The organism is Caulobacter sp. SRI_014 (assembly GCF_057586315.1).
Window position 1 is genome coordinate 192,486 of sequence record NZ_JBYCZQ010000004.1, and the last position, 26,207, is coordinate 218,692.

The 26,207-nt window shown below is 67.7% G+C and carries 32 protein-coding genes and 3 tRNA genes; 25 read left to right on the forward strand and 10 right to left on the reverse strand.

Annotation, left to right across the window (positions count from 1 at the left end):
- Nucleotides 1–9: 9 nt before the first annotated feature.
- Nucleotides 10–354, reverse strand: a complete 345-nt coding sequence (locus AC2YG9_RS11840) for a heavy metal-binding domain-containing protein (RefSeq protein ID WP_487298178.1) — start codon at nucleotides 352–354, stop codon at nucleotides 10–12.
- Nucleotides 355–534: 180 nt separating this feature from the next.
- On the opposite strand from AC2YG9_RS11840, the gene AC2YG9_RS11845 reads away from it, so the two are divergent.
- Genes AC2YG9_RS11845 through AC2YG9_RS11855 form a run of 3 tightly spaced genes read left to right on the forward strand, consistent with a single transcriptional unit; the run spans nucleotide 535 to nucleotide 2,386 of the window.
- On the forward strand, nucleotides 535–1,029 hold the full coding sequence (locus AC2YG9_RS11845; RefSeq protein ID WP_487298179.1) for a DUF4112 domain-containing protein: 495 nt from the start codon (nucleotides 535–537) through the stop codon (nucleotides 1,027–1,029).
- A gap of 48 nt (nucleotides 1,030–1,077) precedes the next feature.
- Nucleotides 1,078–1,488: a DUF4112 domain-containing protein gene (locus AC2YG9_RS11850; RefSeq protein ID WP_487298180.1), complete on the forward strand. Its 411-nt coding sequence runs from the start codon at nucleotides 1,078–1,080 to the stop codon at nucleotides 1,486–1,488.
- A 58-nt stretch (nucleotides 1,489–1,546) separates the two neighbouring features.
- Complete coding sequence (locus tag AC2YG9_RS11855; RefSeq protein ID WP_487298181.1) at nucleotides 1,547–2,386, forward strand: SDR family NAD(P)-dependent oxidoreductase; 840 nt, start codon at nucleotides 1,547–1,549, stop codon at nucleotides 2,384–2,386.
- Here AC2YG9_RS11855 and AC2YG9_RS11860 read toward each other — a convergent pair.
- From AC2YG9_RS11860 to AC2YG9_RS11880, 5 genes are all read right to left on the reverse strand, one after another.
- Nucleotides 2,379–2,825 (reverse strand): hypothetical protein, encoded by a 447-nt coding sequence (locus AC2YG9_RS11860; protein ID WP_487298182.1) that lies wholly within the window; start codon nucleotides 2,823–2,825, stop codon nucleotides 2,379–2,381. The two genes, AC2YG9_RS11855 and AC2YG9_RS11860, sit on opposite strands and share 8 nt — an antisense overlap.
- Nucleotides 2,822–3,259 (reverse strand): hypothetical protein, encoded by a 438-nt coding sequence (locus tag AC2YG9_RS11865; protein WP_487298183.1) that lies wholly within the window; start codon nucleotides 3,257–3,259, stop codon nucleotides 2,822–2,824. Before AC2YG9_RS11865 ends, AC2YG9_RS11860 begins: the two co-directional genes overlap by 4 nt.
- An 86-nt stretch (nucleotides 3,260–3,345) precedes the next feature.
- A complete protein-coding gene (locus AC2YG9_RS11870; protein ID WP_487298184.1) occupies nucleotides 3,346–4,137 on the reverse strand; it encodes a hypothetical protein in 792 nt (263 codons plus the stop codon).
- Nucleotides 4,138–4,253: 116 nt separating this feature from the next.
- Nucleotides 4,254–6,419, reverse strand: coding sequence for a methylmalonyl-CoA mutase (scpA, locus tag AC2YG9_RS11875; protein WP_487298185.1), 2,166 nt, complete (start codon nucleotides 6,417–6,419; stop codon nucleotides 4,254–4,256).
- A gap of 6 nt (nucleotides 6,420–6,425) precedes the next feature.
- Entirely contained in the window at nucleotides 6,426–7,859 is a 1,434-nt protein-coding gene (locus tag AC2YG9_RS11880) for a methylmalonyl-CoA mutase family protein (RefSeq protein WP_487298186.1), read from the reverse strand.
- 168 nt (nucleotides 7,860–8,027) lie between these two features.
- Here AC2YG9_RS11880 and AC2YG9_RS11885 point away from each other — a divergent pair, with 168 nt between their 5' ends.
- The 4 genes from AC2YG9_RS11885 to AC2YG9_RS11900 all read left to right on the forward strand — a co-directional run bounded on the left by AC2YG9_RS11885 (nucleotide 8,028) and on the right by AC2YG9_RS11900 (nucleotide 10,655).
- Nucleotides 8,028–8,678: a class I SAM-dependent methyltransferase gene (locus AC2YG9_RS11885; RefSeq protein WP_487298187.1), complete on the forward strand. Its 651-nt coding sequence runs from the start codon at nucleotides 8,028–8,030 to the stop codon at nucleotides 8,676–8,678.
- A gap of 88 nt (nucleotides 8,679–8,766) precedes the next feature.
- Nucleotides 8,767–9,774 (forward strand): NAD(P)H-dependent flavin oxidoreductase, encoded by a 1,008-nt coding sequence (locus AC2YG9_RS11890; protein ID WP_487298188.1) that lies wholly within the window; start codon nucleotides 8,767–8,769, stop codon nucleotides 9,772–9,774.
- Nucleotides 9,775–9,840: 66 nt separating this feature from the next.
- A complete protein-coding gene (locus tag AC2YG9_RS11895; protein ID WP_487298189.1) occupies nucleotides 9,841–10,245 on the forward strand; it encodes a DUF2177 family protein in 405 nt (134 codons plus the stop codon).
- Nucleotides 10,246–10,289: 44 nt separating this feature from the next.
- Nucleotides 10,290–10,655 (forward strand): EthD domain-containing protein, encoded by a 366-nt coding sequence (locus AC2YG9_RS11900; protein ID WP_487298190.1) that lies wholly within the window; start codon nucleotides 10,290–10,292, stop codon nucleotides 10,653–10,655.
- On the opposite strand, the gene AC2YG9_RS11905 is transcribed toward AC2YG9_RS11900, so the two are convergent.
- The gene (locus AC2YG9_RS11905) at nucleotides 10,652–10,825 is read right to left on the reverse strand and encodes a hypothetical protein (RefSeq protein WP_487298191.1); all 174 of its coding nucleotides are present in this window, start codon (nucleotides 10,823–10,825) and stop codon (nucleotides 10,652–10,654) included. The two genes, AC2YG9_RS11900 and AC2YG9_RS11905, sit on opposite strands and share 4 nt — an antisense overlap.
- 148 nt (nucleotides 10,826–10,973) lie before the next feature.
- Between AC2YG9_RS11905 and AC2YG9_RS11910 the strand changes: the two genes are divergently transcribed.
- The 16 genes from AC2YG9_RS11910 (at nucleotide 10,974) to AC2YG9_RS11985 (ending at nucleotide 20,744) form a co-directional block, all read left to right on the forward strand.
- Nucleotides 10,974–11,387 (forward strand): hypothetical protein, encoded by a 414-nt coding sequence (locus AC2YG9_RS11910; protein WP_487298192.1) that lies wholly within the window; start codon nucleotides 10,974–10,976, stop codon nucleotides 11,385–11,387.
- A gap of 116 nt (nucleotides 11,388–11,503) precedes the next feature.
- Nucleotides 11,504–11,578: transfer RNA gene (locus tag AC2YG9_RS11915), tRNA-Thr, on the forward strand.
- A 41-nt stretch (nucleotides 11,579–11,619) separates the two neighbouring features.
- Nucleotides 11,620–11,766 (forward strand): hypothetical protein, encoded by a 147-nt coding sequence (locus AC2YG9_RS11920; protein WP_487298193.1) that lies wholly within the window; start codon nucleotides 11,620–11,622, stop codon nucleotides 11,764–11,766.
- 99 nt (nucleotides 11,767–11,865) lie between these two features.
- Nucleotides 11,866–13,152 carry a UDP-N-acetylglucosamine 1-carboxyvinyltransferase gene (gene murA, locus AC2YG9_RS11925; protein ID WP_487298194.1) on the forward strand — a complete coding sequence of 429 codons (1,287 nt, stop codon included), beginning with the start codon at nucleotides 11,866–11,868 and terminating at the stop codon, nucleotides 13,150–13,152.
- A complete protein-coding gene (locus AC2YG9_RS11930; RefSeq protein ID WP_487298195.1) occupies nucleotides 13,149–13,580 on the forward strand; it encodes a DUF2948 family protein in 432 nt (143 codons plus the stop codon). Before murA ends, AC2YG9_RS11930 begins: the two co-directional genes overlap by 4 nt.
- A gap of 47 nt (nucleotides 13,581–13,627) precedes the next feature.
- Nucleotides 13,628–14,911, forward strand: coding sequence for a histidinol dehydrogenase (gene hisD, locus AC2YG9_RS11935; RefSeq protein ID WP_487298335.1), 1,284 nt, complete (start codon nucleotides 13,628–13,630; stop codon nucleotides 14,909–14,911).
- A 25-nt stretch (nucleotides 14,912–14,936) separates the two neighbouring features.
- Nucleotides 14,937–15,410: a UPF0262 family protein gene (locus tag AC2YG9_RS11940; protein WP_487298196.1), complete on the forward strand. Its 474-nt coding sequence runs from the start codon at nucleotides 14,937–14,939 to the stop codon at nucleotides 15,408–15,410.
- Nucleotides 15,407–15,871: an arsenate-mycothiol transferase ArsC gene (locus AC2YG9_RS11945; RefSeq protein ID WP_487298197.1), complete on the forward strand. Its 465-nt coding sequence runs from the start codon at nucleotides 15,407–15,409 to the stop codon at nucleotides 15,869–15,871. Before AC2YG9_RS11940 ends, AC2YG9_RS11945 begins: the two co-directional genes overlap by 4 nt.
- 152 nt (nucleotides 15,872–16,023) lie before the next feature.
- Entirely contained in the window at nucleotides 16,024–16,242 is a 219-nt protein-coding gene (infA, locus tag AC2YG9_RS11950; protein WP_166573809.1) for a translation initiation factor IF-1, read from the forward strand.
- 5 nt (nucleotides 16,243–16,247) lie between these two features.
- The gene (locus tag AC2YG9_RS11955; RefSeq protein WP_487298198.1) at nucleotides 16,248–16,826 is read left to right on the forward strand and encodes a Maf family protein; all 579 of its coding nucleotides are present in this window, start codon (nucleotides 16,248–16,250) and stop codon (nucleotides 16,824–16,826) included.
- The gene (locus AC2YG9_RS11960; RefSeq protein WP_487298199.1) at nucleotides 16,823–17,866 is read left to right on the forward strand and encodes a ribonuclease E/G; all 1,044 of its coding nucleotides are present in this window, start codon (nucleotides 16,823–16,825) and stop codon (nucleotides 17,864–17,866) included. Before AC2YG9_RS11955 ends, AC2YG9_RS11960 begins: the two co-directional genes overlap by 4 nt.
- Nucleotides 17,863–18,030 carry a DNA gyrase inhibitor YacG gene (locus AC2YG9_RS11965; protein WP_487298200.1) on the forward strand — a complete coding sequence of 56 codons (168 nt, stop codon included), beginning with the start codon at nucleotides 17,863–17,865 and terminating at the stop codon, nucleotides 18,028–18,030. The genes AC2YG9_RS11960 and AC2YG9_RS11965 overlap by 4 nt, the downstream gene beginning before the upstream one ends.
- An 82-nt stretch (nucleotides 18,031–18,112) precedes the next feature.
- Nucleotides 18,113–18,188, forward strand: a tRNA-Phe gene (locus tag AC2YG9_RS11970).
- 486 nt (nucleotides 18,189–18,674) lie between these two features.
- Nucleotides 18,675–19,562 carry a MotA/TolQ/ExbB proton channel family protein gene (locus AC2YG9_RS11975; protein WP_487298201.1) on the forward strand — a complete coding sequence of 296 codons (888 nt, stop codon included), beginning with the start codon at nucleotides 18,675–18,677 and terminating at the stop codon, nucleotides 19,560–19,562.
- Nucleotides 19,563–19,567: 5 nt separating this feature from the next.
- Nucleotides 19,568–20,017, forward strand: a complete 450-nt coding sequence (locus AC2YG9_RS11980; RefSeq protein ID WP_487298202.1) for a biopolymer transporter ExbD — start codon at nucleotides 19,568–19,570, stop codon at nucleotides 20,015–20,017.
- Nucleotides 20,018–20,021: 4 nt separating this feature from the next.
- Nucleotides 20,022–20,744: an energy transducer TonB gene (locus tag AC2YG9_RS11985; protein WP_487298203.1), complete on the forward strand. Its 723-nt coding sequence runs from the start codon at nucleotides 20,022–20,024 to the stop codon at nucleotides 20,742–20,744.
- A gap of 111 nt (nucleotides 20,745–20,855) precedes the next feature.
- Here the strand turns inward: AC2YG9_RS11985 and AC2YG9_RS11990 are convergent, their stop codons facing one another.
- Nucleotides 20,856–21,740: an alpha/beta fold hydrolase gene (locus AC2YG9_RS11990; RefSeq protein WP_487298204.1), complete on the reverse strand. Its 885-nt coding sequence runs from the start codon at nucleotides 21,738–21,740 to the stop codon at nucleotides 20,856–20,858.
- A gap of 90 nt (nucleotides 21,741–21,830) precedes the next feature.
- Between AC2YG9_RS11990 and AC2YG9_RS11995 the strand changes: the two genes are divergently transcribed.
- Both AC2YG9_RS11995 and AC2YG9_RS12000 read left to right on the forward strand, forming a co-directional pair.
- A tRNA-His gene (locus AC2YG9_RS11995) sits at nucleotides 21,831–21,907 on the forward strand.
- Between the two features lie 111 nt (nucleotides 21,908–22,018).
- Complete coding sequence (locus AC2YG9_RS12000) at nucleotides 22,019–22,903, forward strand: aminoglycoside phosphotransferase family protein (protein WP_487298205.1); 885 nt, start codon at nucleotides 22,019–22,021, stop codon at nucleotides 22,901–22,903.
- Here the strand turns inward: AC2YG9_RS12000 and AC2YG9_RS12005 are convergent.
- Together AC2YG9_RS12005 and AC2YG9_RS12010 are read right to left on the reverse strand one after the other, a co-directional pair.
- Nucleotides 22,896–25,040, reverse strand: coding sequence for an amylo-alpha-1,6-glucosidase (locus AC2YG9_RS12005; RefSeq protein ID WP_487298206.1), 2,145 nt, complete (start codon nucleotides 25,038–25,040; stop codon nucleotides 22,896–22,898). The two genes, AC2YG9_RS12000 and AC2YG9_RS12005, sit on opposite strands and share 8 nt — an antisense overlap.
- Nucleotides 25,041–25,055: 15 nt before the next feature.
- Complete coding sequence (locus AC2YG9_RS12010) at nucleotides 25,056–26,162, reverse strand: glycosyltransferase family 4 protein (protein WP_487298207.1); 1,107 nt, start codon at nucleotides 26,160–26,162, stop codon at nucleotides 25,056–25,058.
- Nucleotides 26,163–26,207: the final 45 nt, after the last annotated feature.

Genomic DNA, 26,207 nt, shown 5'->3' on the forward strand with positions numbered 1-26,207 from the left:
CCGCGAGCCTTAGATGACGACGGCGGTTCCCGAAACTGAAACCATCAGCATCGAGCCGTCGGGGCCGACGGTGTTGTAGTCGAGATCGACGGCGATGATGGCGTTGGCGCCCATCTTGTCGGCCTGGATCATAAGATCGCCCAGGGCGTCCTGGCGGGCGTGGTCGAGAATGCGTTCATAGGACTTGGACTTGCCGCCGATGAAATCGCGAATGGCGGCCAGCAGGTCCATGACCACGTTCGCACCCATTATCGAGGTGGTGTAGATCGCGCCCTTGTACTCGCGCACCGGATGGCCCTCGATGAACGGGGTGGTGCTGATCAGGACATTGGGCAGCTGTTTCTTCACGGTCATGAGTATTAGGCCTAATCGGCGTAAAGGGCGAGGGTTCCCCTTGCGCGCGAGAAGGCGTGACTTTGCGTCGTCCCTGAAGGCGAATTAACGGCCCGGGGCCTTTCAACAGGCGGCCGGGTTGTTGCAGAGTGGAGTGGGCGGGGGCGTTAACTGTGCCGTTCCCGCACGTGGAGCGCATTGATGATCCTGGCCCGGACCCACCTCGACCTGCACAACGTGCGGGGCAGCATCGAGCGCACCAAGAAGCTGTCGGACAACATCATCGGCATCGGGCCCCTGGGCGTCGGTCTCGACGCCGTGCTCAACGTCGTGCCGGGCGCGGGCGCCCTGTACAGCGGGCTGGCGGGTCTGATGCTGATCTATGACGGCGTGCGGGCGCGGGCTTCGGGCATGGTGCTGGTCCAGATGGGCGGCATCCTGCTGGTCGACACCGTTGCGCCCCTGTCCGGCAAGCTGGGGGCCGTGGCCGACGTGCTGTTCACCGGCCACAAATGGGCGGCCGACATGCTGCTCAAGCACATGGAAGAGACCATCTACTTCGAGGGCGCCCGCGAGGATGCCCTCAACACCGCCGAATACCGCGACCTGATGGCCCGCGTGCGCGCCGGCAAGGAGAAGCGGCGGGTGGTGTTCCTGGGCGGCGCCTGGCGCAAGGCGACGCCGCCGAAGGTTTAACCAAGGTCACTAGCCGGAACCGACACCAGCGTTATACGCTCGGGTCCCATGACCCGTGAACGCGCACACTCCGCCTGGAAGTCCGCCGAGGCGATCAAGACCATCTCCGACCGGGTGATCGGCATCGGCCCTTTCGGGGTCGGGCTCGATGGCCTGCTGACCTGGCTGCCGGGGGCGGGCATCGTCTACAGCGTCGGGGCCAGCCTCTTCCTGCTGTTCGAGGCCTTCCGGGCCGGGGCGTCATTGAGCACCCTGTTGCGGATGTTGAGCTACCTGGGCATCGACGCCCTGACCTCGGAAGTGCCGGTGGTCGGGGACGTCATCGACTTCTTCTGGCAGGGCCACCTGATGGCGGCCACGGCGCTGCAGAAGGACATCGAGGACAAGCACGGCGCGCCCGACGATGTGCCGGTCAAGAAGCGGGCCCGCAAGAAGGGCCCCAGCAAGTTCGCCCACTAGGCATCGCTGCGTCATCAGGCGAGACTGACCCCAACGAAAAGACGGGGAGAGACGGCGCATGGCCGACGAGGAACGCTATGTCCGGCCGCCGAGCGCCGAGTCGGAGGGCCTGGCGCCCGGGCGCGGCCGGCTGAAGGGCCGGCGGGTGCTGGTCGTCGGGGGCGGCCAGCGTGTCGTCGATGCGGACACCGATCCGGTGGGGAACGGGCGGGCGATGAGCCTGCTGTTCGCCCGCGAAGGGGCCCATGTCGCCGTCGCCGACCGCGACGAGGCCAGCGCCGCCGAGACTGTGCGGCAGATCGAGGCCGAAGGCGGCCAGGCCTTCGCCATCGCCGCCGACATTGCCCATGAGAACGACGTGGCCCAGATGGTGGCAAGCGCCGTGCGTGGGCTGGGCGGTCTCGATGGGCTGGCGCTGAACGTCGGCATCGGGCTCGGAGGTCTCGGACTGGCGGCGACCAGGGTTTCGGACTGGGACACGGTGCTGGGGGTCAATCTGCGCGGACCGATGCTGTGCTGCCGCGAGGCGCTGCCGGTGATGGAGCCGGGCGGGTCGGTCGTGTTCATCAGCTCGATCGCCGGCCTGATCGCCGGATCGCGGCTGCCGGCCTACGACAGCTCCAAGGCGGCGCTTGGCGGGCTGATGCGGCATGTGGCGCTCGAAGGCGCGCGCAAGGGTGTGCGGGCCAACATCGTCGCGCCGGGGCTGGTCGATACGCCACTGGGCCGGGCGGCGACGCAGGGGCGGCCGAGCCGTGGTCGGTCGCCGACGCCGTTCGGGCGGCAGGCGACCGGCTGGGAGGTGGCCTATGCGGCGCTGTTCTTCATCGGGGAGGAGAGCGTCTATGTGACGGGCCAGACGCTGGCGGTGGACAGTGGGCTGACGGGGATCAGTTGAAGGCCTCGGCGGGTTTGAAGGCCGGACGATACACGATGCGCCAGACGGCCAGGCCGACCAGCGGCCCAATCACGCTCAAAAGGATCAGCGAGTGCCAGATCGGCTGCATCAGCGGCATCTGCAGAATCACCAGCACGGCCCACTGAATGACCCCCGCGGCGGCCCCGAGCAGGGCGGCTTCCCGCGGACCCCGGCGGCCGGCGGTATGGAGTACGCGCCAACCCGAATAGCCGACGATCAGGCCGGGCGCGCCGACCACGGCGCTGAACAGCGGGAAGACGAAGATGCCGAGCGGAACGATGCTCCAGAGCGAGCCGTAGCCGGATCGGACGAACTCCCCGATCATCATGCCGGTCGGAACCATGTAACTGGGCAGCAGCCAGGCGGCGAAGACGCCGAAGACGACGCGGGTGCGGGTGGTGTCGTAGCGCGGGCTCATGCGGCCTCCGCCTGGCGGCGATAGGCGACCCACCAGACCGCCAGGCCGGTGACCGCGCCGATGACCGGCCCGGCGAAGATCCACTGGGCTTCTCCGCCCCTGTCGCCCAGCGCGATGCCAGCCGCCGCGCCGCAAAGCAGGCCGACCCCGGCCGCGACCTTGGGCGTCGCCAGCCGCCAGTGGTGCAGCAGGCCCCAGGCCGCGAAGGCCATCAGCAGGAAGGGCCAGCCCATCAGCAGACCCATGACCGGTCCCGCCAGCCAGGCGGTGACGGCGGCGCTGATCATGTCGGCGTCCGGTCCGGTCGAGGTAAAGGCGTCACCGACCATGATCAGGTTGGCGAGGATCAGCGAGGGCAACAGCCAGGCGGTGATGGCGGCGCCAATCAAGCGTTCCGGGGTGATGCGGTTGGCGACAAGGCGGGGGGCGGGCATGGCGGCTCCTGTGCTGGAGCCGTTGTGCGCGCCGCCTGCCTCGCGGGTGAGGGAGGCCAGGTGCAGGAGCCGTGAAGTTGCGGGCTTCAGGCCGCGCAGAGACCTATGCAGCTGGTCTGGGAGAAGGTGACGCGCAGCTGGGCCAGGCGGGGGCGCATGTCGGCTGGAGCATTCTTGCCGACGGTGTCGATGGCAGTGATGACCTCCCGGCGTTGCGACAGGGTCATCACCGGCATGAAGGCCGGCGCATTGCGGATCAGGCTGCTGAGCATCTGTTCCTTGTTCTGCAGGCTGTAGGCGGTTTCACTCAGGGTGGTGATGCCGCCTTGGTAGACCTGGCTGGACCCGTTTCGGATGCGGACGACGCCTTCCCGGCGGGCGGCCTTGGTCGGGGCGTCGAGCGAATCCCAGAACTTCGCGAGGGGGCCCATCAACCGCGCGAAACAATCGACCATGAAGGAGGCCGATAGGGTCAGCTCGTCGTGATAAAAGGCCGCGTTCTTCGCGATCTGGGCCGCCTGTTCGGCTGTCGGCGAGGCGATGGCGGCGTCCGGGTTGGCGATGCCGGCGGCGACATAGGCCTGGGTCGCGGTGGCCGGCACCACGCAGGTCTGGAAACTGCCGCCGATGTCGGAAAAGTCGATGAGGGACAGGGCGCGATTGTCCATCGCCGTGCGCATGGTCGGGCCCGTCGCCGGGTCGGCAAGCCGCGGGTAGCTGGCGCGGCCGGCCTGCGCCTCGGCAAGGCGGCTGGTGAAGCTGGTCTGGGCCGCCTGGAACTGCTCCAGGGTCGGTGCGGCGGTCTGGCTCCAGGCCATCGGCGCGGCGATGAAGGCGGCGACGGTGGCGAGCGCGGCGAGGCGGTGCACGGGCGACATGATGCGAATTCCCCCAGGGTTCCGAGGGGCAGTCTAGGCTGTTCGGCGCTGCCGTGGCTACGGGTCGTCGCTCCCGAAGCCGTAGGCGACACCCCAGATGACGACACTGGTCGCCACTAGCCGGCCAGCGCCTGTTCGTAGCCGAGTTGCCGGTTGAGCTTCTCCAGTAGGTCGATGGCGGCCTCGGCGATGACCGTTCCCGGCGGGAAGATGGCGGCGACGCCGGCCGCTTCCAAGGCGGGCCAGTCCTGGGGCGGGATGACGCCGCCGATCACCGTCATGATGTCGGGGCGGCCCTGCTTGGCCAGTTCGTCCTTGAGCTCGGGGGCGAGGGTCAGATGGCCGGCGGCCAAGGAGCTGGCGCCGACGACGTGGACGTCGTTCTCGACGGCCTGGCGGGCGGCCTCGGCGGGCGTCTGAAACAGGGGGCCGATGTCGACGTCGAAGCCGAGGTCGGCGAAGGCGGTGGCGATCACCTTCTGGCCGCGGTCGTGACCGTCCTGGCCCATCTTGGCGATCAGGATTCGGGGGCGGCGGCCGTCGGCCTGTTCGAAGGCCTCGACCATGGCCTTGGCGCGGGCCACGGCGGGGTTGGAACCGGCTTCCTTCATGTAGACGCCCGTGATGGATTTGATTTCGGCCCGGTGACGGCCGAAGACCTTTTCCAGAGCATAGCTGATTTCGCCGAGCGTCGCCTTGGCGCGGCCGGCGTCGACGGCGAGGGCCAGCAGGTTGCCAGTGCCGCGCGCGCCGTCTTCGAGGGCCTGGAGGGCGGCCTGGGTCTCAGCTTCGTTGCGCATCGCCTTGAGGCGCTTGAGCTTTTCCAGCTGGGCGGCGCGGACGGCGGCGTTGTCGACCTTGAGCACCGGGATGTTGTCGGCGACTTCCGGGCGGTAGCGGTTGACGCCGACCACGCTCTGTCGATTGGCGTCGATGCGGGCCTGGGTGCGGGCGGCGGCTTCCTCGATGCGCAGTTTCGGCAGGCCCTGCTCGATGGCCTTGGCCATGCCGCCGAGGGCTTCGACCTCCTCGATGTGTTCCAGCGCGCGGGCGGCGAGGTCGTGGGTCAGGCGCTCGACGTAGTAGCTGCCGCCCCAAGGGTCGGCGACCCGGGTCGTACCGCTTTCCAGCTGCAGGAAGAGCTGGGTGTTACGGCTGATGCGGGCCGAGAAATCCGTCGGCAAAGCAAGGGCTTCATCGAGGGAGTTGGTGTGCAGGGATTGGGTCTGGCCGTTGACGGCGGCCATGGCTTCGACGGCGGTGCGCGAGACGTTGTTGAAGACGTCCTGGGCGGCCAGCGACCACCCGGAAGTCTGGCTGTGGGTGCGAAGGGAGAGCGAACGGCTGTCCTTGGGATTGAACTCGCGCTTCATCAGGCGGGCCCAGAGCAGGCGCGCGGCCCGCATCTTGGCCACTTCCATGAAGTAGTTCATGCCGATGGCCCAGAAGAAGCTGAGGCGCGGGGCGAAGACGTCGATGTCCATGCCCGCCGCCACGCCGGCGCGGGCGTACTCGATGCCGTCGGCAAGCGTGTAGGCCAGTTCCAGGTCCGCCGTCGCCCCGGCTTCCTGCATGTGATAGCCGGAAATCGAGATCGAGTTAAACTTCGGCATATGCGTCGAAGTATATGAAAAGATGTCCGAAATGATCCGCATGCTGGGGGCGGGCGGATAGATGTAGGTGTTGCGGACCATGAACTCCTTGAGGATGTCGTTCTGGATGGTCCCGGACAGCTTCTCGGGGGATACGCCCTGTTCCTCGGCGGCGACGATGTAGAGGGCCAGGATCGGCAGGACGGCGCCGTTCATGGTCATCGAGACGCTCATCTTGTCGAGCGGAATGCCGTCGAACAGGGTGCGCATGTCGAGGATGCTGTCGATGGCGACGCCGGCCATGCCGACATCTCCCTTAACCCGCTCATGGTCCGAATCGTAGCCGCGGTGGGTGGCCAGGTCGAAGGCCACCGACAGGCCCATCTGACCGGCGGCCAGATTGCGGCGGTAGAAGGCGTTGCTGTCCTCGGCGGTCGAGAAGCCGGCGTACTGGCGCACCGTCCAGGGGTTAGTGACGTACATCGTCGGATAGGGGCCGCGCAGGAAGGGCGCGACGCCCGGGTAGCCGCTAAGGAAGTCGAGGTCGGCGGTGTCTTCGGGGCCGTAGGACGGGGCGACCGAGACGCCCTCCGGGGTCTCCCAGGTCTCGCCCTTGGTGGGGGCGGCGACCGTCAGGTCGGTGTCGAAGGCGAGGTCGGCGAAGTTGGGGAACTGGGAAGAGTTTGCCATTGGGGATCAGGCCTCCTCGAGAGCGGCGGCGAGGCGGACGGGGGTAAGCGGCGGGCAGCTGGCCGAGGGGCCGGGGATGCGCAGCTCCGGAACGGGCAGGGAGAACGCCGCCGCGTCGGGGGTCTCGACTTCGGCCGGGGTTTCGGCGGCGTTGGGGAAGGCATTGACGCCGAGAATCTTGCGCGGCGCGGCGAGCCAGGCATCGCGAGTGGCAAAGACAGCCTTGGCCACCATGCCCTTGCTCAAGGCGTCGATCAGGCCGCCCTCGGCCTCGATGGCCTGGAAGCCGCCCCAGGCGGCGCGGGCGATCTGGTCGGTGAGGGTCTCGAGGTAAGCGGCGCCGCCGGCCGGATCGGCGACGCGGCCGAGGTTGGCCTCCTCCATCAGCACCAGCTGGGTATTGCGGCTTTGACGGCGGGCGAAAGTCGTGGGCAGTCCGAGAGCGTCGGTGTAGGCGCCCATCACGATGGCGTCCGCCCCGCCGACCGCGCCAGCGAACCCGGCGGCGGTGAGGCGCAACAGGTTGGTCCAGGGATCCTTCTTCGTCAGCATGCGGCGGGAGGTGCGGACCTCCACCGCCGGCGCGACGCTGACGCCGCAGGCGGCGGTGATGCGGGCCCACAGCACCTTTGCTGCGCGCAGCTTGGCGACGCCGGTGAAGTATTCGCCGTCGAGCGAGACGCCCAGGGTGATGGCCCCGAAGGCCTGTTCCATCGTCAACCCGGCGTGAACCAGCGAGCGGGCGTAGGCGACGGCCGCGGCGGTCATCACCGCCAGCTCCTCGGCCTCGCCGCCGCCGGCTTCATGCACCACCGTGCCGCTGGCCAGCATCAGGCTGGCCTTGGGATGGACGCCCAGCAGGCGGGCGCCGACCGTGGCGGCCGACACCAGGTGGCTCTCCATCGGGCCCGGCGAGGCGCCGGTGCGGGCAAAGGCGCTCAAGGGATCCATGTGGAAGGCGAGGGGCGCATTGGGCGCGGCCTTGGCGAGGCCGGCCAGCCAATCAGCTGCCTTGGGGCCCAGGAAGCCGGCGTCGACGGCGACCGGGGCGAGATCCAGCAGCACGCCGTCGAGGACCCGGGCCAGGCCCTGGGCGTCGGCCACGGCGACACCGTTCTGACCGGTTGGATCGAGCTTGATCAGGACCGAGGCGGCGCCCTGTTCGAGGTCCTTCAGGATGTCGGCGTTGGCGCGGGCCGGGTCGGGATGGGCCACGACGGCGCGCAGGTCCCAGGGGCGGGCGGCGTCGCGGGCGCGCAGGTCGCGGGCGTTCCGCGGACCCTCGGTATAGAGCGGCTGGATGGCAATGCCGTTGACCGTGCGGCTGACCAGGGCGTCCTCGAAGGACTGGCCTTTCAGGGTCTTTTCGACCAGCGACAGCCATTCGGCTTTCGGCGCGGCGGGGAAGTCGTCAGCGAGGGACAGAACAGGTCCGGACAAATTGGCGGCTCCAGCAGTGCGATGCAGCAGTTGACGCGGGCGTCATGCGCCTGTGACGTAAGGAGCGTCAAGCACCGGAAAATGCCGCTTTCAGTCGGGTACCCGACGGTCTAGGGGTGACTTCGCCAGGCCCAGTTGGGCTCACGGGAAGGGAGCGGCCGATTGACATTGAGCGAGGCGACCCGGAGCGAGGCGATCGCCTTCATCGAGGCGAACCTCCCGCTCGTCGAATCTCCCGAACTGCCCGGCGTTGAACTACATTTGGCCGGTCCGCGAACGGGGCTTTCCCGTTTGCAGCGACTCAACCCCGATTTCAGCATGCCCTACTGGGCCCATCTATGGGGCGGGGGCCGGGCCCTGGTCCCCTTCCTGGCGCAGCAGCCGGAAGCGGTCGCCGGCCGGCGGGTGCTTGATGTCGGCAGCGGTTCGGGCGTGGTGTCGATCGCCGCCGGGCGGGCCGGGGCGGCTGAAGTCTTCGCCATCGATGTTGACCCCTATGCGGTGGCGGCCACGGAACTGAACACCCGCCGCAACGGCGTTGCGGCCCACTGCTTGCTCGGCGATGTCACAACCACGCCGCTGCCTGAGGTCGACGTCCTGCTCGTCGGCGATGTCTTCTATGACTACGGACTGGCCGAGCGGATGACCGCCTTTCTGGATGAGAGCCTGGTGGCGGGCAGGGAGGTTCTGGTCGGCGATCCCCTACGCGAGTTCCTGCCGCTGGAGCGCCTGGCGCAGTTGGCAACCTACGAGGCACGGGACTTCGGGTCGTCGGCGCCGGGGCCGGCGGCGGTGTTTCGCTTTATTGCCGCGGGGTGACCCAAGGACACGGTTGCGCGCCTCAAACGGTTGTTATATTTACAGCGTATATCAACCGTGCCCCCAGACCTTTCCGAGGTGATATCCCATGGCTCTGCCGCCCGTTCTCCGTGACCGTCTCCGCCTGCCGGTCATCGGCTCGCCGCTGTTCATCATCTCGGGGCCCGAGCTGGTCATTGCCCAGTGCAAGGCCGGCGTGGTCGGCAGTTTCCCGTCGCTGAACGCCCGCCCGATCAGCCAGCTCGACGAATGGCTGGCCCAGATCACCGAGGAGCTTGCCGCCTGGGACCGGGCCAATCCCGATACGCCGTCGGCGCCCTTCGCCGTCAACCAGATCGTCCACAAGACCAACAACCGGCTCGAGGAAGACGTCGAGCTGTGCGGCAAGTACAAGGTCCCGGTGATGATCACCTCGCTGGGCGCCCGCGAGGACCTCAACAACGCCGTGCATGGCTGGGGCGGCATCACCCTGCATGATGTCATCGACAATCGCTTCGCCCGCAAGGCCATCGAGAAGGGGGCCGACGGCCTGATCCCCGTCGCCGCCGGGGCCGGTGGCCACGCGGGCGGCCTGTCGCCCTTCGCCCTGATCCAGGAAATCCGCGAGTGGTTCGACGGGCCGATCGCCCTGTCGGGCGCCATCGCCAACGGCAAGTCGATCCTGGCCGCCCAGGCCATGGGCGCCGACCTCGGCTACATCGGTTCCGCCTTCATCGCCACCCAGGAAGCCCGCGCCATGCAGGGCTACAAGGACATGATCGTCGAGAGCTCGGCCAGCGACATCGTCTATTCCAACCTGTTCACCGGCGTGCACGGCAACTACCTGCGCCCGTCGATCGTGGCCGCCGGCCTGGACCCCGACAACCTGCCGGTCAGCGACCCGTCGAAGATGAACTTCGGCTCGGGCGGCAATCAGGAAGCCAAGGCCTGGCGGGACATCTGGGGCTGCGGCCAGGGCATCGGCGCGGTCAAGGAAATCCCCACGGTCGCCCAGATGGTGGCCCGCCTGTCGGCCGAGTACGAGACCGCCAAGGCCGAGCTGGCGGCCAAGACGGCCCTGACCTCGGGCGCTGCCATGGCGCTGGCTGCCGAGTAGCCCTTGGCCCAGTAGCCCTTGGCGAAGGCTCCCGCCGCGCTAGCTTGAGCGCGGAGGGAGTCTGCCATGCTGAAACTGATCGTCGCCTATGTCGCCGCCGCCGTGGTCTTCGTGGCGGTGGATTTCGTGTGGCTCGCCTTCATCGCCCAGAAGCTCTACCAGCGGGAGATCGGCCCGCTGCTGCTGGAAAAGCCGCTGATGAGTGCGGCCGTGCCCTTCTACCTGCTGTACCTGGTCGGCGCCGTCTGGTTCGGGACGCGGCCGGGCCTGGAGGCCGGCAACTGGACCGTCGCCCTGATGAACGGGGCGTTGTTCGGCCTGATCGCCTACGCCACCTACGATCTGACCAACATGGCCACCCTCAAGGGCTTCAGCTGGACCGTGGTCGCCGCGGACCTTTGCTGGGGCGTCTTCGTGACCGCCACGATCGCCACGGCGGGCTATTTCGCGGCGGGATTCGTAAAGGGCTAGGCTGACGCGGCGTCCGGGCGGCATGCTGCCGTCCGGAGGATCCGATGATCAAGATCACCTTCTGCCTGACCCGCCTGCCGCACCTGACGCGCGAGGAATTCCAGACCTACTGGCGCGAGAACCACGCGCCGCTGGTTGCTGAGCGGGCCGAACTCCTCAAGATTCGCCGTTACGTCCAGAGCCACAGCCTGCCCGACGAGGCCTTCGCCGCCCTGGCGGCCAGCCGCGCCGGTCCCCCGGCCTATGATGGAGTGGCCGAACTCTGGTGGGACCGGATCGAGGACCTGGGCAGCGACGACCCGGCCGTGCGCAAGGCCGGGCTCGAGCTGCTGGAGGACGAGCGCAGGTTCATCGATCTGGAAAAGTCGCCGATTTTCCTCGTCGAGGAGCGCGAGATCGTAAACCGCTAATCCAGGATGTGCAGTTCCGCCGTCTCGGCCTGTTCGGGCGTCAGGATGCGGTTGTTGACGGCGTCGGTGATTACCGCCTCTTCCCAGTTGGCCACATGACCTTCGCTGTCTGCCATCCTGGTCGGCAGGGTGGCCATGAGCTTTCCGTCGCAGAACACTTCAACCCGCATGGTCAGGGCGCTCCTTCTTGCGTCTCGATGGCTGGACAACGCCTGACGCGGGATTCGGGCTCCGCCCGGCTTGCCGAAGAGGCGGATCGAGGTGCTACAAGGGGCACGGCTCGCGGACGTTTCCCGCCTGTCGAGGGGGAATATTCCGATGATCGAACTTCTTCTGGCCGCGCCCGTCGTGGCCTGCGTCGCCGCCGCGCCGGCAGTCCCTGCAGCCCAGACGCCCGACGCCATCGCCGAGAGGTTCCTGAATGACCTGACGGGCGGCGAGTCTGAGGCGGCCTACGACCGGCTGTTCGCCGGATCGGCGATGAGCCGCAAGCAGACCGAGGTCGAACAGTTGGCCGTCCAGACCAACGGTTATCTCAAGTACTACGGCAAGATTCTGGGGCGAGAGAAGCTGGCCGAGGCCGAGCGCGGACCCTACCTGATGAAGCAGACCTGGATGACGCGGCACGACAACGGGCCGCTGATCTGGACATTCTATTTCTTCAAGAAACCCACGGGCTGGTCGGTCCACGCGGTGTTCCTCAACGACCAGGTGGCCAACTGGTTCGAGTGATCCGCCGGGGGCGAGACGGCAGGGTTCGGCGTGGCGATGCGATGAAATGCTGCAAAGCCGATTTTTCCCTTTGCCTTCCCGGCGACTTTCGCTACTAGGCGCGCCTCACCTGTTTAGCCGCCGTAGCTCAGTGGTAGAGCGCATCCTTGGTAAGGCTGAGGTCGGCAGTTCAATCCTGCCCGGCGGCACCAGGTTTCCTTCGGGAAACCGCCCCATAGACAGGTGAGAGGCCATGGCCAAACCGCCCTCCGGATCGACTGAAGATAAGGCCGAGAAAGAGGCGCGGCTGGCGGCCGCTCTGCGGGCCAACCTGCGCCGGCGCAAGGCCGCCAAGCGAGCCTCTGCACCGGAAAAGCAAAACGACCCCGAAAAGCCCTGACAGGGTCGTGACAGTCTTCCAAGTGGCGCGCGGGGCTCGCGGCCGCTAATAGCCAATCTTTGCGCCGCCTTGCCCCGGCGCGGATATCCGAGGGACTGGATGGACAGCATCGCCATCACCGGCGGCACGACGCTGAACGGAGAAATTCCGATCAGCGGGGCCAAGAATTCCGCCATCAAGCTGATGGTCGCCAGCCTGCTGACCGACGAGCCCCTGCGCCTGACCAACATGCCGCGCCTGCGCGACACCCGGTTCCTTGGCAAGCTGCTGCAGCACCTGGGCACCAGCATCGTCGAGAGCGAGGGGCCCGACGGCCCCGAGTCGGTGCTGCACACCCGTATGGTTCACAGCCATTTCGCGCCCTACGACCTGGTGCGCCAGATGCGGGCCAGCTTCAACGTGCTGGGGCCGCTGGTGGCGCGCAATGGCCAGGCCAAGGTCTCGCTGCCGGGCGGTTGCGCCATCGGCGGGCGGCCGGTGGACCTGCACCTCAAGGCCATCGAAGCCCTGGGCGTGACCATCGATCTGCATGAGGGTTACGTCTACGCCCAGGCGCCGCGCGGCCTGAAGGGGGCCGACATCGAGTTTCCGATCGTCTCGGTCGGGGCCACGGAGCACGCCATGCTGGCCGCTGTGCTGGCCAAGGGCGTCACCCGGCTGATCAATGCCGCCTGCGAGCCGGAGATCGTCGACCTGGCCGACTGCCTGAACGCCATGGGCGCCAGGGTGGAGGGAGCGGGGACTTCGGTCATCACCATCACGGGCGTGAAGAAGCTGCACGGCGCGACCCACGCGGTGATCACCGACCGGATCGAGGCCGGCACTTATGCCGTGGCCGCCGCCATGGCCGGCGGCGAGGTTCGCCTGACCAACACCCGCGCCGACCTGATGGAAGCCCTGTTGGTCAAGCTGGAGGAGGCCGGCGTCGGCGTCACCCGGCTGAACGACGGGGTGATCATCAAGCGCAACGGCGCGCGGCTCAAGGCGGTCGATATCGACACCGCGCCGTATCCGGGCTTCGCCACCGACCTGCAGGCCCAGTTCATGACCCTGATGGCTCTGGCCGACGGCGAGAGCGTCATCCGCGAGACCATCTTCGAGAACCGCTTCATGCATGTGGCCGAACTGGCCCGGCTGGGCGCCGACATCACCGTCTCGGGCAGCGAGGCGCGGGTGCGCGGGGTCGAGCGGCTGGACGGCGCACCGGTCATGGCGACAGACCTGCGGGCCTCGGTCGGCCTGGTCATCGCCGGCCTGGTGGCCAGCGGCGAGACCACGGTCAGCCGGGTCTATCACCTGGACCGCGGATTTGAGCGGCTGGAAGACAAGCTCAACAACTGCGGCGCCCAGGTGCGCCGCATCCACGGGGACGGCGTCGACGAATGAGCGAGCCCGCCCCGCTGCGCCTGATCGCCGAGGACGGCGAGGACCTGGCCGTCATCTCGGCGGCCCTGCAGGATGCTGTCGGCAAGATCGGCGACATCCGCTTCGAGGCTGCCTCGCGGACCCTGACCATCGGCCTCAACCGCTTCCGCTGGGAGGCCAAGGGCAAGGACGGGACGCGCATCCGCAGCGGCCTGCAGATCGCCAGCGTGCTGCAGGTGCAGAGCCGCCGGCTGCGGCGCGAGGCCCGCGACGCCGTGCTGTCGCTGCTCGGCGTGGCGTTCGAGCCCGGTGACGCCCCGGGTGGGACCATCGTTCTGACCTTCGCCGGCGGTGGTGAGTTGCGGGTCGTGGTCGAGTGCGTCGACGCCGCCCTGGCCGACGTTTCGGCCGCCTGGCCGACACCGCGCCGGCCCACGCACGAGGACTGAGCGGCTTTTCGCTTGATCTGGCGGCCAAAGGCGCCAAGTGGAACGCCATGCGCCTGTTCCGCTTCACCGACCCCGATTTCCAGACCGCCTTCGCCGCCTTCCTGAATGAGCGGAGGGGGCAGCCCGAAGATGTCGATGCGGCCGCCGCCGAGGTGATCGCCGGGGTCAAGGCGCGCGGCCTGGAGGCCGTGCTCGACTACACCGCCCGTTTCGACCGCGTGACCCTGACGGAAGAGACCATCCGGGTTTCCGCCGAGGAGATCGCCGAGGGCGTCGCCGCCTGCGACCCGAAGGTCCGTGAAGCCATCGCCTTCGCCGCCCGGCGCATCCGTGAATATCACGAGCGCCAGCGGCCGGCCGACCAGCGCTGGACCGACGAGGCCGGCGTCGAGCTGGGCTGGCGCTGGGGGGCTCTGGAGAGCGTTGGCGTTTATGTGCCCGGTGGGCGCGCCGCCTATCCCTCGACGGTGCTGATGAACTGCGTGCCGGCCAGCGTCGCCGGTGTTGACCGCATCGCCATGGTCACCCCGCCCGGCAAGCTGCAGCCTGCCGTGCTGGCCGCCGCCGCCGAGGCCGGCGTCACCGAGATCTGGCGCATCGGCGGGGCCCAGGCCATCGCGGCCCTGGCCTACGGCGCCGGCCCCATCCAGCCGGTCGACAAGATCGTCGGGCCGGGCAACGCCTACGTCACGGCGGCCAAGCGGAGACTGTACGGCGTGGTCGGCATCGACGCCCTGGCCGGGCCGTCCGAAATCGTCGTGGTGGCGGACGCCGACAACGATCCCGAATGGATCGCCGGTGATCTGTTGTCCCAGGCCGAGCATGACCCAGCCGCGCAATCGATCCTGATCACCGACGACGAGGCGCTGGCCGAAGCGGTCGAGGCGGCCATGCAGGCCCGTCTGAAGACCCTGGCGACAGGCGAGGACGCCGCCGCCAGCTGGCGCGACCACGGGGCGGTGATCATCGCTCCGCTGTCGCGAAGCCCGGCCCTGGTTGACGCCATCGCGCCGGAGCACGTCGAGTTCTGCACTCACGATCCCGACTCGCTGGCCGACCAGGTGCGGCACGCCGGGGCCATCTTCCTGGGCAAGTACACGCCCGAGGCGCTCGGTGACTACGTGGCCGGCTCCAACCACGTGCTGCCGACCAGCCGGGCGGCACGCTTCCAGTCGGGCCTTTCGCTGTTCGACTTCCTCAAGCGCACCTCGGTGATCAACGCCGGCAAGGCGGGTTTCGACATTCTCGGCCCGCACACCGTGGCCCTGGCGGAGGCGGAGGGCCTGCCCGCCCACGCCCTGTCGGCGGCCCTGCGGTTGCCCAAGCGGTGAAGCCGGGTATCCTGCGCCGCAACCCATGACCGACAAAGCCGCCCACCGCCTGCAGAGCATCGAGCTCGACGAGGAATCCCTGTCGTCGGCCTCCCGCGACCAGGAGCAGGAGCGGCAGGTCGCCATCTTCGACCTGTTGGAAGAGAATTATTTCGAGCCCGCCGGCGCCGAGGCCGGTCCCTATGACGTCAAGATCGCCCTGATCGAGAACCGCCTGGTCATGGCCATTTCCGGTCCAGGCTACGCCCAGACCCACATGCTGTCGTTGTCGCCGTTCCGGACGGTGATCAAGGACTACTTTATGATCTGCGAGAGCTACTACGCGGCCATCCGCAATGCGACGCCGACGCAGATCGAAGCCATCGACATGGGCCGGCGCGGCCTGCACAACGAGGGCAGCACGCTGTTGCAGGCCAGGCTCGAGGGCAAGGTGAAGACCGACCTCGACACCGCCCGGCGGCTGTTCACCCTCATCTGCGCGCTGCATTGGCGGGGATGAGCCCCTTCGACGCCACCCCCGGGGCGGTGCTGTTCACCTGCAACTTCAACCGGGTGCGCTCGCCCATGGCCGAGGCCCTGATGAAGCTGGCCTACGGCACGGCCATCTTCGTCGACAGCTGCGGGCTGAAGGCCGATCCCACCGACCCCGGCATGGACCCCTTCGCCGCCGTGGTCCTGGAGGAGCTGGGCATCGAGGCCCAGGGCCATATGCCCAAGACCTTCGACATGCTGGAGGATGACAGCTTCGACGTCGTCATATCCCTGACCGCCGAGGCCCAGCACCGGGCTGTCGAGCTGTCACGGGGCAGGGCAGTCGATATCGAATACTGGCCGACCTATGACCCGACCTTGGCCACCGGCTCACGCGAGCAGGTGCTGGACGCCTATCGCCAGGTCCGCGACGAACTCTACGGCCGCATCCGGCGGCGCTTCGGGCGGGTTGTGACGGCGGGTGGATAGCCCCCTCAGTCCGCGTTGGCGGACTGTTCAGTCATTGTATCGACCTTTGCCCATGTCTTGCGTTATAAGGCCCGCCACCGAGCGACGGCTCGCGCTCCGAATCGGGTGCGCGGGCCGTGTTGCTTTGCGGAAAGACCTAACTGAGAGGCCGAATGGCTAAGGAAGAACTGCTCGAGTTTCCGGGCACCGTCAGCGAATTGCTGCCCAACGCGACGTTCCGCGTGACGCTCGAGAACAACCACGAAATCATCGCCCACACCGCGGGCAAGATGCGCAAGAACCGTATCCGCGTGCTGGCCGGCGACAAGGTCCTGGTCGAAATGACGCCCTACGACCTGACCAAGGGCCGCATCACCTACCGCTTCAAGTAAGTGCGATGACCAGCCGCCTGGTGCTGGGCAGCGCCAGCCCCCGCCGCCTGCAGCTCCTGGCTCAGGTCGGCGTGACGCCGGATCTGGTCGACCCCGCCGACATCGATGAGACCGTCCTCAGGGACGAGACGCCCCGGATGCTGGTCAAGCGGCTGGCCCTGGGAAAGGCGTCGGCCGTGGCGGCGCGCCATCCGGACGCCTTCGTGCTCGGCGCCGACACCATCGTGGCGGTCGGCACGCGGGTGTTGGGCAAGCCGGTAGATGAGGCGGACGCGCGGCGGATGCTGAAACTGCTGTCGGGACGCAGTCACAAGGTGCTGACCGGCGTCGCCGTCGTCGCGCCGGACGGACGCAGCGCGAGCCGCATCGTCGAGAGCCGCATCATCTTCAAACGGCTTACGGAGGCCGAGGCCGACGGCTTCATCGCCTCGCGTGACTGGGATGACGCGGCCGGCGGCTACAAGATCCACCAGCGGGCCGGGGCTTTCGTCACCGGCCTGCAGGGCAGCTTTACCGGCGTTGTCGGCCTTCCCCTCTATGAAACCCTGGCGCTGTTGACCGGCCTGGGCTGGAAGCAGCCGTGAGCCGGCGCGAAGCCTTTCTCGATCGCGGCGTCGGCGAGATGCGCGGCGTTATCCTTCTGGACGGGCGGCCCGAGCGGCTGCTGATCCAGCGCGACGGCGATCCGCCGGCCCTGATGGTCGGGGCCAGGAGCCTGGCCCGGGTGCGCAGCGTCGAGGCGGCGTTCAATTCGGTCTTTCTGGATATGCCGGACGGCGCCGAGGCCATTGCCCCGCTGCGGACCGATGCGCCCAAGCCGGTGCGCGGCGCGTCGATGGAGGTGGAGATTCGCGGTGAGGCCCGTCGCGGCAAGCTGGCCAACGCCTGGCTGCTGGCCGAAGGGCAGGGCGATCCCCGCCTGCTCAGCGCCGCGCCCTCGCTTGAGGACGAACTTCGCCAGCTTTCCAAGGCCGACATGATCACCATGGGCCAGGAGGCCCGCGAGGTCGCCGACGAGGCCGAGGCCGAGGCCCTGGCGGTCGTGCACGTCCTGCCGGGCGGTGGCAGCCTGGCCATCGAGCCGACCCGGGCCCTGACGGCCATCGACGTCGATACCGGCGAGCGGGCCGGCGGTGATTCCAAGCGGGTGGCGCGCGCCGCCAACCTGGCCGCCATCACCCAGGCCGCCCGTCTGCTGCGGCTCAAGGGGCTGGGCGGGCTGGTGGTCATCGACCTGGCGGGCAGGGGGCATGACGGCAATGCGATTCTCGCCGCCGTGCGCGCCGCCTTCTCGGCCGATAACCCGGGTGTGGCGATTGGTCCCGTCAGCCGCTTCGGTACGCTGGAGCTGACCATTCCCCGCCGTCGTCAGCCGGTGCTGGAGCGCCTGCTCGACGAAGCCGGCGCCCTGAGCCCCCTCGGCGCGGCCCTGAGGCTGGCGCGGATGCTCGAACGGGAGGGCAGGGCGGATCCCGGCGGACGGCTCGTCGCGCGCTGTGGGCCGGCCGTGGCTGATTCCTTCAAGGACCTGCAGCCGGCGCTCACCGAGCGTCTGGGCGGCCGATTCACCCTTGAGCCCCAGGCCGGCTGGGGAACCGACCGGCTGGAAGTGAGCAGTTCATGAGCAACGCCTGCCCGATCTGCGCCAAGCCGGTCTCGCCCGACTTCCGGCCCTTCTGTTCCAAGCGTTGCGCCGATGTCGACCTGCATCGCTGGCTGTCTGGAAGCTATGTCATTCCGGGCCTGGAGGATGAGCTTGGCGCGGAAGACGGTGACGACGAGGAATAATCTCTCAAAACCCGTCTGGACTTGCGCGAGTCCCTCTTTTATAGACCCGTCTCCCGCGAGGCGGGGCCTTTCCAGGGCATAGGCCTGAGTAGCTCAGTTGGTAGAGCAGCGGATTGAAAATCCGCGTGTCGGTGGTTCGAATCCGCCCTCAGGCACCATTCCTCCCCCGCCCTTCGCTTCTGACGCGAAACGTCCAAAAATCCATTCAATCGACAAACGTCGTTCCGTCGAATTGTTGCGCTGCAGCATGTCGTTTCCCCCGAAAAGGGAAATTTCTTCGAAGCCGCAGCCATTCCACGTGCTGCAGCGCAACATAAGCCCATGGAACAATGGGTGTCGCAGAACATTCATGTTGCGAAGGACCCTTGACGACACAGAAAGGGGTTGCCAAAGGGCCACTGCGCCAAGTCTAACTTGGTGCAGATTGTGTGGGGTTTCGACCCCGCCCAATCTGTGCGCCTTCGAAATGCCTCAGCTGGTTTGCACAAACAGCGAAAGGCGTGGCGGGTCGGGCGCAGCGAAAGCGTCTCGTTCGCGGTCCTTTCCGGATCGCGCGCAGACAACAATTAGTCTAGGGTAGAGACGCTTCCGCGCGACGACCCTTCGGTCCAATAAGTGCTAGACCAAGCAGGAACTGGCGAAAGATGCTCGAGAACAAACGAAACCCCCTCATCGCTATGATCGGCGCCGTGGCGCTGCTGGCGAGCGCCCCCGCTTTCGCTCAGGAAGCCGCGGCTCCGACCACCCCGCCGGCCGCTGAAGCCGCCGCTGCTCCGGCCGCTCCGGCCGCCGAAGCTCCGGCCGCCGAGGAAGGCAAGGCTCCCCCGGTCATCGACAGCCATGGCGGCAAGCTCACCCCGGTGACCATGTTCATGGACGCCGAGCTGATCGTTAAGGTCGTCATGATCGGTCTGATCCTGGCCTCGATCTTCAGCTGGGTTCTGCTGATCACCAAGCTCATCGAGTTTGGCTCGCTGAACCGCAAGTCGGACCGCTTCGTCGAAGCTTTCCGTGGCGCCAAGTCGATCAACGACATGGGCCGCATCGCCATCTCGGAAGAGTTCGAAGGTAACCCGCTGGCCGACATGGCCGCCGCGGCCGCCTCCGAAGTCGAGCTGTCCCGCCAAGCGGGCCTGCAAGTGACCGGCGAGCACCGCGAGTCCACCATCGCCCGCGCCCAAACGGCCGTTGGCGCTGTCCAGTCCACCCTCTCCAAGCGCCTTTCGGGCGGCATGACCTTCCTGGCCTCGGTCGGTTCGTCGGGTCCGTTCATCGGTCTGTTCGGTACGGTGTACGGGATCATGAACTCCTTCATCGGTATCGCGAACACCAACACGACCAACCTGGCCGTCGTCGCGCCCGGTATCGCCGAGGCCCTGCTGGCCACCGGTATCGGTCTGTTCGCCGCCATCCCCGCGGTTATCTTCTACAACTACTTCCAGACCCGTATCTCGGGCTTTGGGGTCCGCACCGATGGTTTCACCGCTGAACTGATGAACGCCATTTCCCGGCAGCTCGACAAGGGGGCCTAAACCAGATGGCCGCCAAACTCGCAGGCTCCGGCGGCGGCAACAGGTACCAGGTCGAACAGAACAGCGAGATCAACGTTACGCCCTTCGTGGACGTCATGCTGGTCCTTCTGATCATCTTCATGGTGGCTGCGCCTCTCGCCAGCGTGTCGGTCGAGCTGAAGCTGCCCAAAGCGGTGGCGAAGCCCAGGCCGAACCCGCCTAAGCCGGTCTACATCTCGATCCAGAAAGGTGGGTCCCTGTACATCGGGGACTTCCCCACCGACCTGGCTTCCATCGGTGACGACCTCAAGAAGCAGATCGGTACGCGGGACCCCTCGAAAGAGCGGATCTTCATCCGGGCTGACAAAGAGGTTCGCTACGGGACGTTCATGACCGTTCTCAACGCGCTGCAGGACAACTACTTCTACAGCGTCGCGTTGATCGGTCAGGACGACAGCCGAGCCGAGGGTCAGTAACGACATGACAGATCAGACCGTCGATATCACCCACCCGCTCCACAACCCGTTTGATGCTCCCAAGCAGAAGACGAGTCCGGTAGCGTGGATCGTCGCTCTCGGCTTTGTGCTGCTGATCCATGCGATCATCGGCTACTACCTCTACACGATGCGCTTCACCATCAAGGAGCGGATCTTCGAGGACGAGAAGCTGGACACCCAGCTGATCAAGCCGCCGCCGCCGCCTCCGCCGCCGCCGCCGCCGCCGCCTCCGACGGATAAGCCTCCGCCGCCGGCCAAGCTGCAGCCGCGTCCGCCGGTCGCCGTGCCGGATAACATTCCGCCGCCGCCGATCCTTCAGGCTCCGCCTGTGGAAAAGCGGGAAGTCCAGCCGCCGGCTCCGCCGATCCTGGCTCCGCCGGCCCCGCCGGCGCCGCCCCGGAACCCGGTCATCACCAAGCCGGACTGGGTGCGTAAACCGAGCGGTGAAGCCGTGAACCGGGCCTACCCGGATCGGGCTCTTCGCCAGAGCATCAGTGGCCGGGTGACCCTGTCCTGCACCGTCAATGCCGACGGTACGGTCAGCGGCTGCTCGGTGGTCTCGGAAAACCCGGCCGATTACGGCTTCGGTGACGCCGCGATCCGCCTCAGCAAGCAGTTCAAGATGCGGCCTCAAACCGCTGACGGACAGCCTGTTGGCGGCGCCAGTGTCCGGATCCCGCTGTCGTTCTCGGCTCCGTCCGAATAACGATCGCTGGTCCGACCAGACAAGCGAAGGCCCCGGAGGAAACTCCGGGGCCTTTTGCTATGCGGCGACGATTCCCTGTCAGATGCGGGGCCTCGTCGGATCAGGGCCTGGTCAGATCAGGGCGAGGCCCTTGGCGCGCAGCCAGGTCTCCAACCGTTCGTTGACCGCCTCCGGTGCTTCCTGCTGCACCCAGTGGGAAACACCGGGCAGGCGATTGAGGGTCAGGTCGCTGACCAGGCCGCCGTAGCCTTCGGTGAGCTCCAGACCGAGGGCGGCATCCTCTTCGCCCCAGACCATCAGGGTCGGGGTCTCGATGGTCGGGACGGTGGCGCGGATCCAACGGTCAAGCTCGCCGGTGTTGGCCCGGTAGTAGTTGACCATGGCGGTCATGGCGCCGGGCTTGAGGGCGTTGGCGCGGTAGTGGGCCAGGACATCCTCGGGGAAGCGGCTCTTGTCGACGGCCATGCCGACGAAGGCCTCACCGGTGGCCTTGGCGCCGTTGCGGGTCATCGCCCATTCCGGCAGCCAGGGCAGCTGGAAGAAGACGGCGTACCAGGACTTCTTCCGCTGGGCGGCGCTGGTCCGGTAGACCTCCTGGAAGACCACCGGATGCGGCACGTTCATGATCACCAGCCCCTCGAGGGCGCTGCGCTGCTCGATCGCGAAGGCCCAGGCAATCAGCGCGCCCCAGTCATGCGCCACCAGCAGCCGCTTCTTTGCGCCGAGCGCGTCGTAGAGCGCCGAGACGTCGTCGAGCAGCTTTGGCAGGCGGTAGGCGTCCTTGCCCTTGGGCCGGCTCGAGTCGCCGTAGCCGCGCAGGTCCGGGGCCACGACCCGCCAGCCGAGCCTGGCCAGCAACGGCAGCTGATAGCGCCAGGAGAAACGGCTTTCCGGGAACCCGTGCAGGCACAGGGCGACATTGTCGCCCTCGCCGCACTCATCGATGGTGAAGGTCAGGCCGTTGGCCTCGATCTGCCGGGTCCGGATGTCGTTCATGGGCCCAGCCTGCGGGGGGAACAGGGATCGCGCAAGTGTGCCTTGATCGGCGCGCCCGAAGCGACTAAACGGACGCCTCTCCGATGGTATGCCGCCTTAGCTCAGTTGGTTAGAGCGCTAGATTGTGGCTCTAGAGGTCCTCAGTTCGAACCTGAGAGGTGGTACCATCGGAGATTAGCCGCCGCCTCGGTGCTGGCCGTTCTCCACCGGCTGTGTGTCGGCTTCGAGGGGATCGCCGTGTCGGAGTGGCGCAACCAAGTCTTCTGTTGGACGGTCCCGTGACCCTGCCGGTGGTCGATGCCGAGCTGGTCCAGCGGTTGATTGCCGCCCAGTTCCCCCAATGGCGCGACCTGAAGGTCCGCCCGCTGGCCGAGAGCGGCTGGAATAATCACATGCTGCGTCTGGGTGACGACCTGCTGGTCCGGCTGCCCCGCGCCGAAGCCTACGCGCCGCAGGTCGAGACCGAACAGCGCTGGCTGCCCGTGCTGAGCCCGCAGCTGTCGCTGGCCATCTCCCGGCCGGTCGCCAGGGGCGAACCCGGCGAGGGTTATCCCTGGCCCTGGACCGTGGCGCGCTGGATTGAGGGGGAGACGGCGATCGCCACCGCGGCGGCGACCGATCCCGCCTTCGGCGCGGACCTGGCGGCATTCCTGTCAGCCCTGCAGGCCCTGGACACGTCGGACGGGCCGGTTGCGGGCCAGCGCAACTTCCATCGCGGCGGATCGCTGGCGATCTACGACGAGCAGACCCGGACAGCCATCGCCCGTCTGGACGGCTGCTTCGACCCCGCGGCGGCCACGGCGATCTGGGACGCGGCGCTGGCGACCGGGTTCGAAGGGCCGCCGGTCTGGGTGCACGGCGACGTGGCGCCCGGCAATCTGCTGCTGCGAGACGGGCGGCTCTGCGCGGTCATCGATTTCGGCTGCATGGCGGTCGGCGATCCGGCCTGCGACCTGGCCATTGCCTGGGCCTATCTCGAAGACGAAGCCCGGCAGGCGTTCCGCACCGGCCTGCGGCTGGATGCGGGGACCTGGGCGCGCGGGCGTGGCTGGGCGCTCTGGAAGGCGCTGATCCTGTTCACGGGCGTGTCGAAAGGCGCGGCGCGGGATGTCGAGCGGGCTGAGGCGGTGCTGGCTGCCGTTCTTGCAGACCCGCTCAGCTGACCGTTGTCACCGTCAGATTGTCGGGGCAGCGGGTCGCCGACGCCACGACCAATCCCTCCCGCACCCGCTCAAACACCAGGTCCACCTCACAGTCGCCGACCGCCAGGTTCGGCAGGCTCAGGCGGTTCACACCTGCCGGTAGACGGGGCCTGGTGATGCGGACTTCACCGGCGAAGGCATCGACCTCGATTCCCAACAGGCTCTGCAGGATCAGGAAGACCGAGCCGGCCGCCCAGGCCTGGGGTGAGCAGCTTACCGGATAGGGGACCGGAGGCTCGCCGGGGCGGCGGGGGAAGCCGCAGAACAGCTCGGGCAGCCGCATACCCATCTCGGAGGCGGTGTCGAACAGGCCGCGCAGCAGGCGGCCCAGGTGATGGCGCTCGCCATAGCGGCCCATGCCGGCGGCGCAGAGGCTGTTGTCGTGCGGCCAGATCGAGCCATTGTGGTAGCTCATCGGGTTGTAGCGGCTCTCGCCCCTGGCCAGGGTGCGAATGCCCCAGCCGGTGTTGAAGGCCGCGCCCGACAGGGTCTCGATGACCCGCCTTGCGCGGTCCTCGGCCGGCAAGCCGACGAACAGCAGATGGCCTGCGTTGGAGGTCAGGGGGCGGCACAGCTGGCCACCGCCATCGATGGCGATGCCATAGGCGCCGACGTCATCCATCCAGAAGCGGTCCTCGACGGCCACGCGCATCGCCTCGGCGCGGGCGGTCCAGGCGTCGACTCCGGGTTCGCCCAGACGGTGCGCCAGCTGGGCCATGGCCTGCCAGGCCGCGAAGGCGTAGCCCTGCACCTCGACCAGGGCGACCGGGCCCTTGGGAAAGCGGCCGTCGCCGTGGAAGACGCTGTCGTAGCTGTCCTTCCAGCCCTGGTTGGAGAGACCGGTCTCGGCGGCGCGGGCGTAGTCGATCAGACCGTCGCCGTTGGAATCACCTTCTGTTTCAAGCCACTCCACGGCCTTTTTCAATGCCGGCCAGATCTGACGGATCAGAACCATGTCGCCCGTCCGCCGGGCATAGGCGCCGGCCAGGGCGATGAACAGGGGGGTGGTGTCGACGCCTCCGTAATAGAGGCCGAACGGCACCTCGCCGAGGGCCGACATCTCGCCCGACCGCGTCTCGTGCATGATCTTGCCGGGGGCGGAGTCGCGAAAGGCGTTGGTTTCGGTCGACTGGCGGGACGCCAGGTAGCTGAGGACGCCTCGGGCCAGGCCCGGATCGAACAGCAGCATCTGCCAGGCGGTGATGATGCCGTCGCGCCCAAAGGGGGTCGAGAACCAGGGGATGCCGGCATAGGGGTAGCGGCCGGTCGGCAACTCTGTCGTCAGCAGGGCCAGGTCGACGCGGCTCTGGGTGGTCCAGCGGTTGAAGGCAGGGCTGTCGCTGCGCGGGGTGACGCCGAGGCGGGCGCGGGTGCGCATGGCCTTGCGGGCGGCGGAAGCGGCTATGCGGAAGCGGCGTTCGTCCGGGATGTCCTCGAAATCGGCCCCGACCTCGAGAAACAGTTCGTACGACGTGCGGGGCTGGAAGCTGGCCAGGAAGTCGGCGCGGTCGGCGTAGAGGCGGGCCGGCGGTTCGGAGAAGGCGATGACGCTGGTGCGGACGACGCCGTCGAGCCCTTCGTAGCGGAAGTTGACCTGGCGACCGTTGACCACCGGGCGCTCGAGGTGGCCCCGCTTGCGGCGGGTCTGGCCCCGGACCTCGAAGATGTCGCGGAAGTCGGCGGCGAACTCGATGGAGACCGGCGCCAGGACCTCGTCGAGGCCGTGGTTGGTCAGTTTGATGCGCTCGAACAGGCGGTCGGCGTGGACGATGCGCTGGCGTTCGACGTGGAGGACGCCCGGCGGAACCTGACGGCCGCCGGCCGGCGGCAGGGGCCGGTTGGCGCCATGGAAGGTGAAGACGACATTGTCGGTCGAGACCCCGGAACTGAGCAGGGTCGGACCGGCGCCGCCGATCAGCAGTTTCAGGCGTGAGAGGATGCGGGTGTCGGCGTCGAACAGGCCGTCGGAGCCGCCGAGGATGTCCCCGTGACCATCGGCCACCAGGAAGCAGTCGCCGGCCTTCAACGCCAGCATGCGCAAGGGACCTTCGTTGCGCTGTTCGTCCAGGACGGGGGCGATGACGGCGATGTCGTTCATTCGGCCTCCGACCGGTCAGGCGATACGGGCGAGATTCGGTCCCTCTCTATCGGTCAACGGCGAATCAGCAGGATCGGTTTCGCCATAGGGCAGGCTGGCGAGGCGATCACCGTAGAGCTTGACGTAGCGCCGGGCCATGGCGACGGCCGAGAAGCGCAATTCGAAGCGGGCCCGGATGGCGGCGCGGTCGAGGGCGCGGGCCTCTGGGACGGCGGCGACGGCCTCTTCCAGGCTGCTCACCAGATAGCCGGTCTCGCCCGGTTCGATGACCTCGGTGGTCGAGCCGTTGCGCCAGGCGATGACCGGGGTTCCGCAGGCCATGGCCTCGATCATCACCAGGCCGAAGGGTTCGGGCCAGTCGATGGGAAAGAGCAGGGCCTCGGCGCCGCCCAGGAAGACAGACTTCTGCTGCTCGTTGATCTCGCCGATGAACTCGATGGAGGGGTCGTTCGCGATCAGCGGTTCGATGACCTCGGCGAAATACTGTTTGTCGGCGCCGTCGATCTTGGCGGCGATCTTGAGCGGCAGGCCGGCGGCCTTGGCGATGGCGATGGCGCGGTCGGGGCGCTTCTCAGGAGAGATGCGGCCGAGGAAGGCGAGATAGCCGCCGCCGCGTGGCGAGAAGTCCAGCAGATTGGCGGGCAGACCGTGCTGCACCGTGCCGGCGTAGTTGGCGAAGGGCAGGCCGCGGCGCTGGTCGTCGGAAATGGAGACCATCGGATACATCGGCCAGCGCTCGTAGACGGCGGGCAGGTCCTTTAGGTCCAGGCGGCCGTGCAGGGTGGTCAGGGTGCGATGCGCCATGTCCTCGAACAGCGGGAACTGGATCATGTCGGTGTGGAAGTGGATCAGGTCGAACTCATGGGCCCGGCGGCGGACCTCGCTGAGCATGGCCATGTGGGCGGCCAGGTCGGATTTCAGGGCGGCGGGGTCCAGGCGGATGGCCTGGTCTCGCCCAGGACAAAGGGTTGCCAGGGTCTTCGACTCGCCGCTCGCGAACAGGGTGACCTCGTGGCCGAGCTCGACCAGGGCGTCGGTGAGGTAGGCGACGACCCGCTCCGTTCCGCCGTAGAGCAGAGGGGGAACGGCCTCGTAGAGAGGGGCGACCTGGGCGATTTTCACTGGGGTTACTCCGTACGCAGCCGCCGAACCGGCCAAGGACTGCAA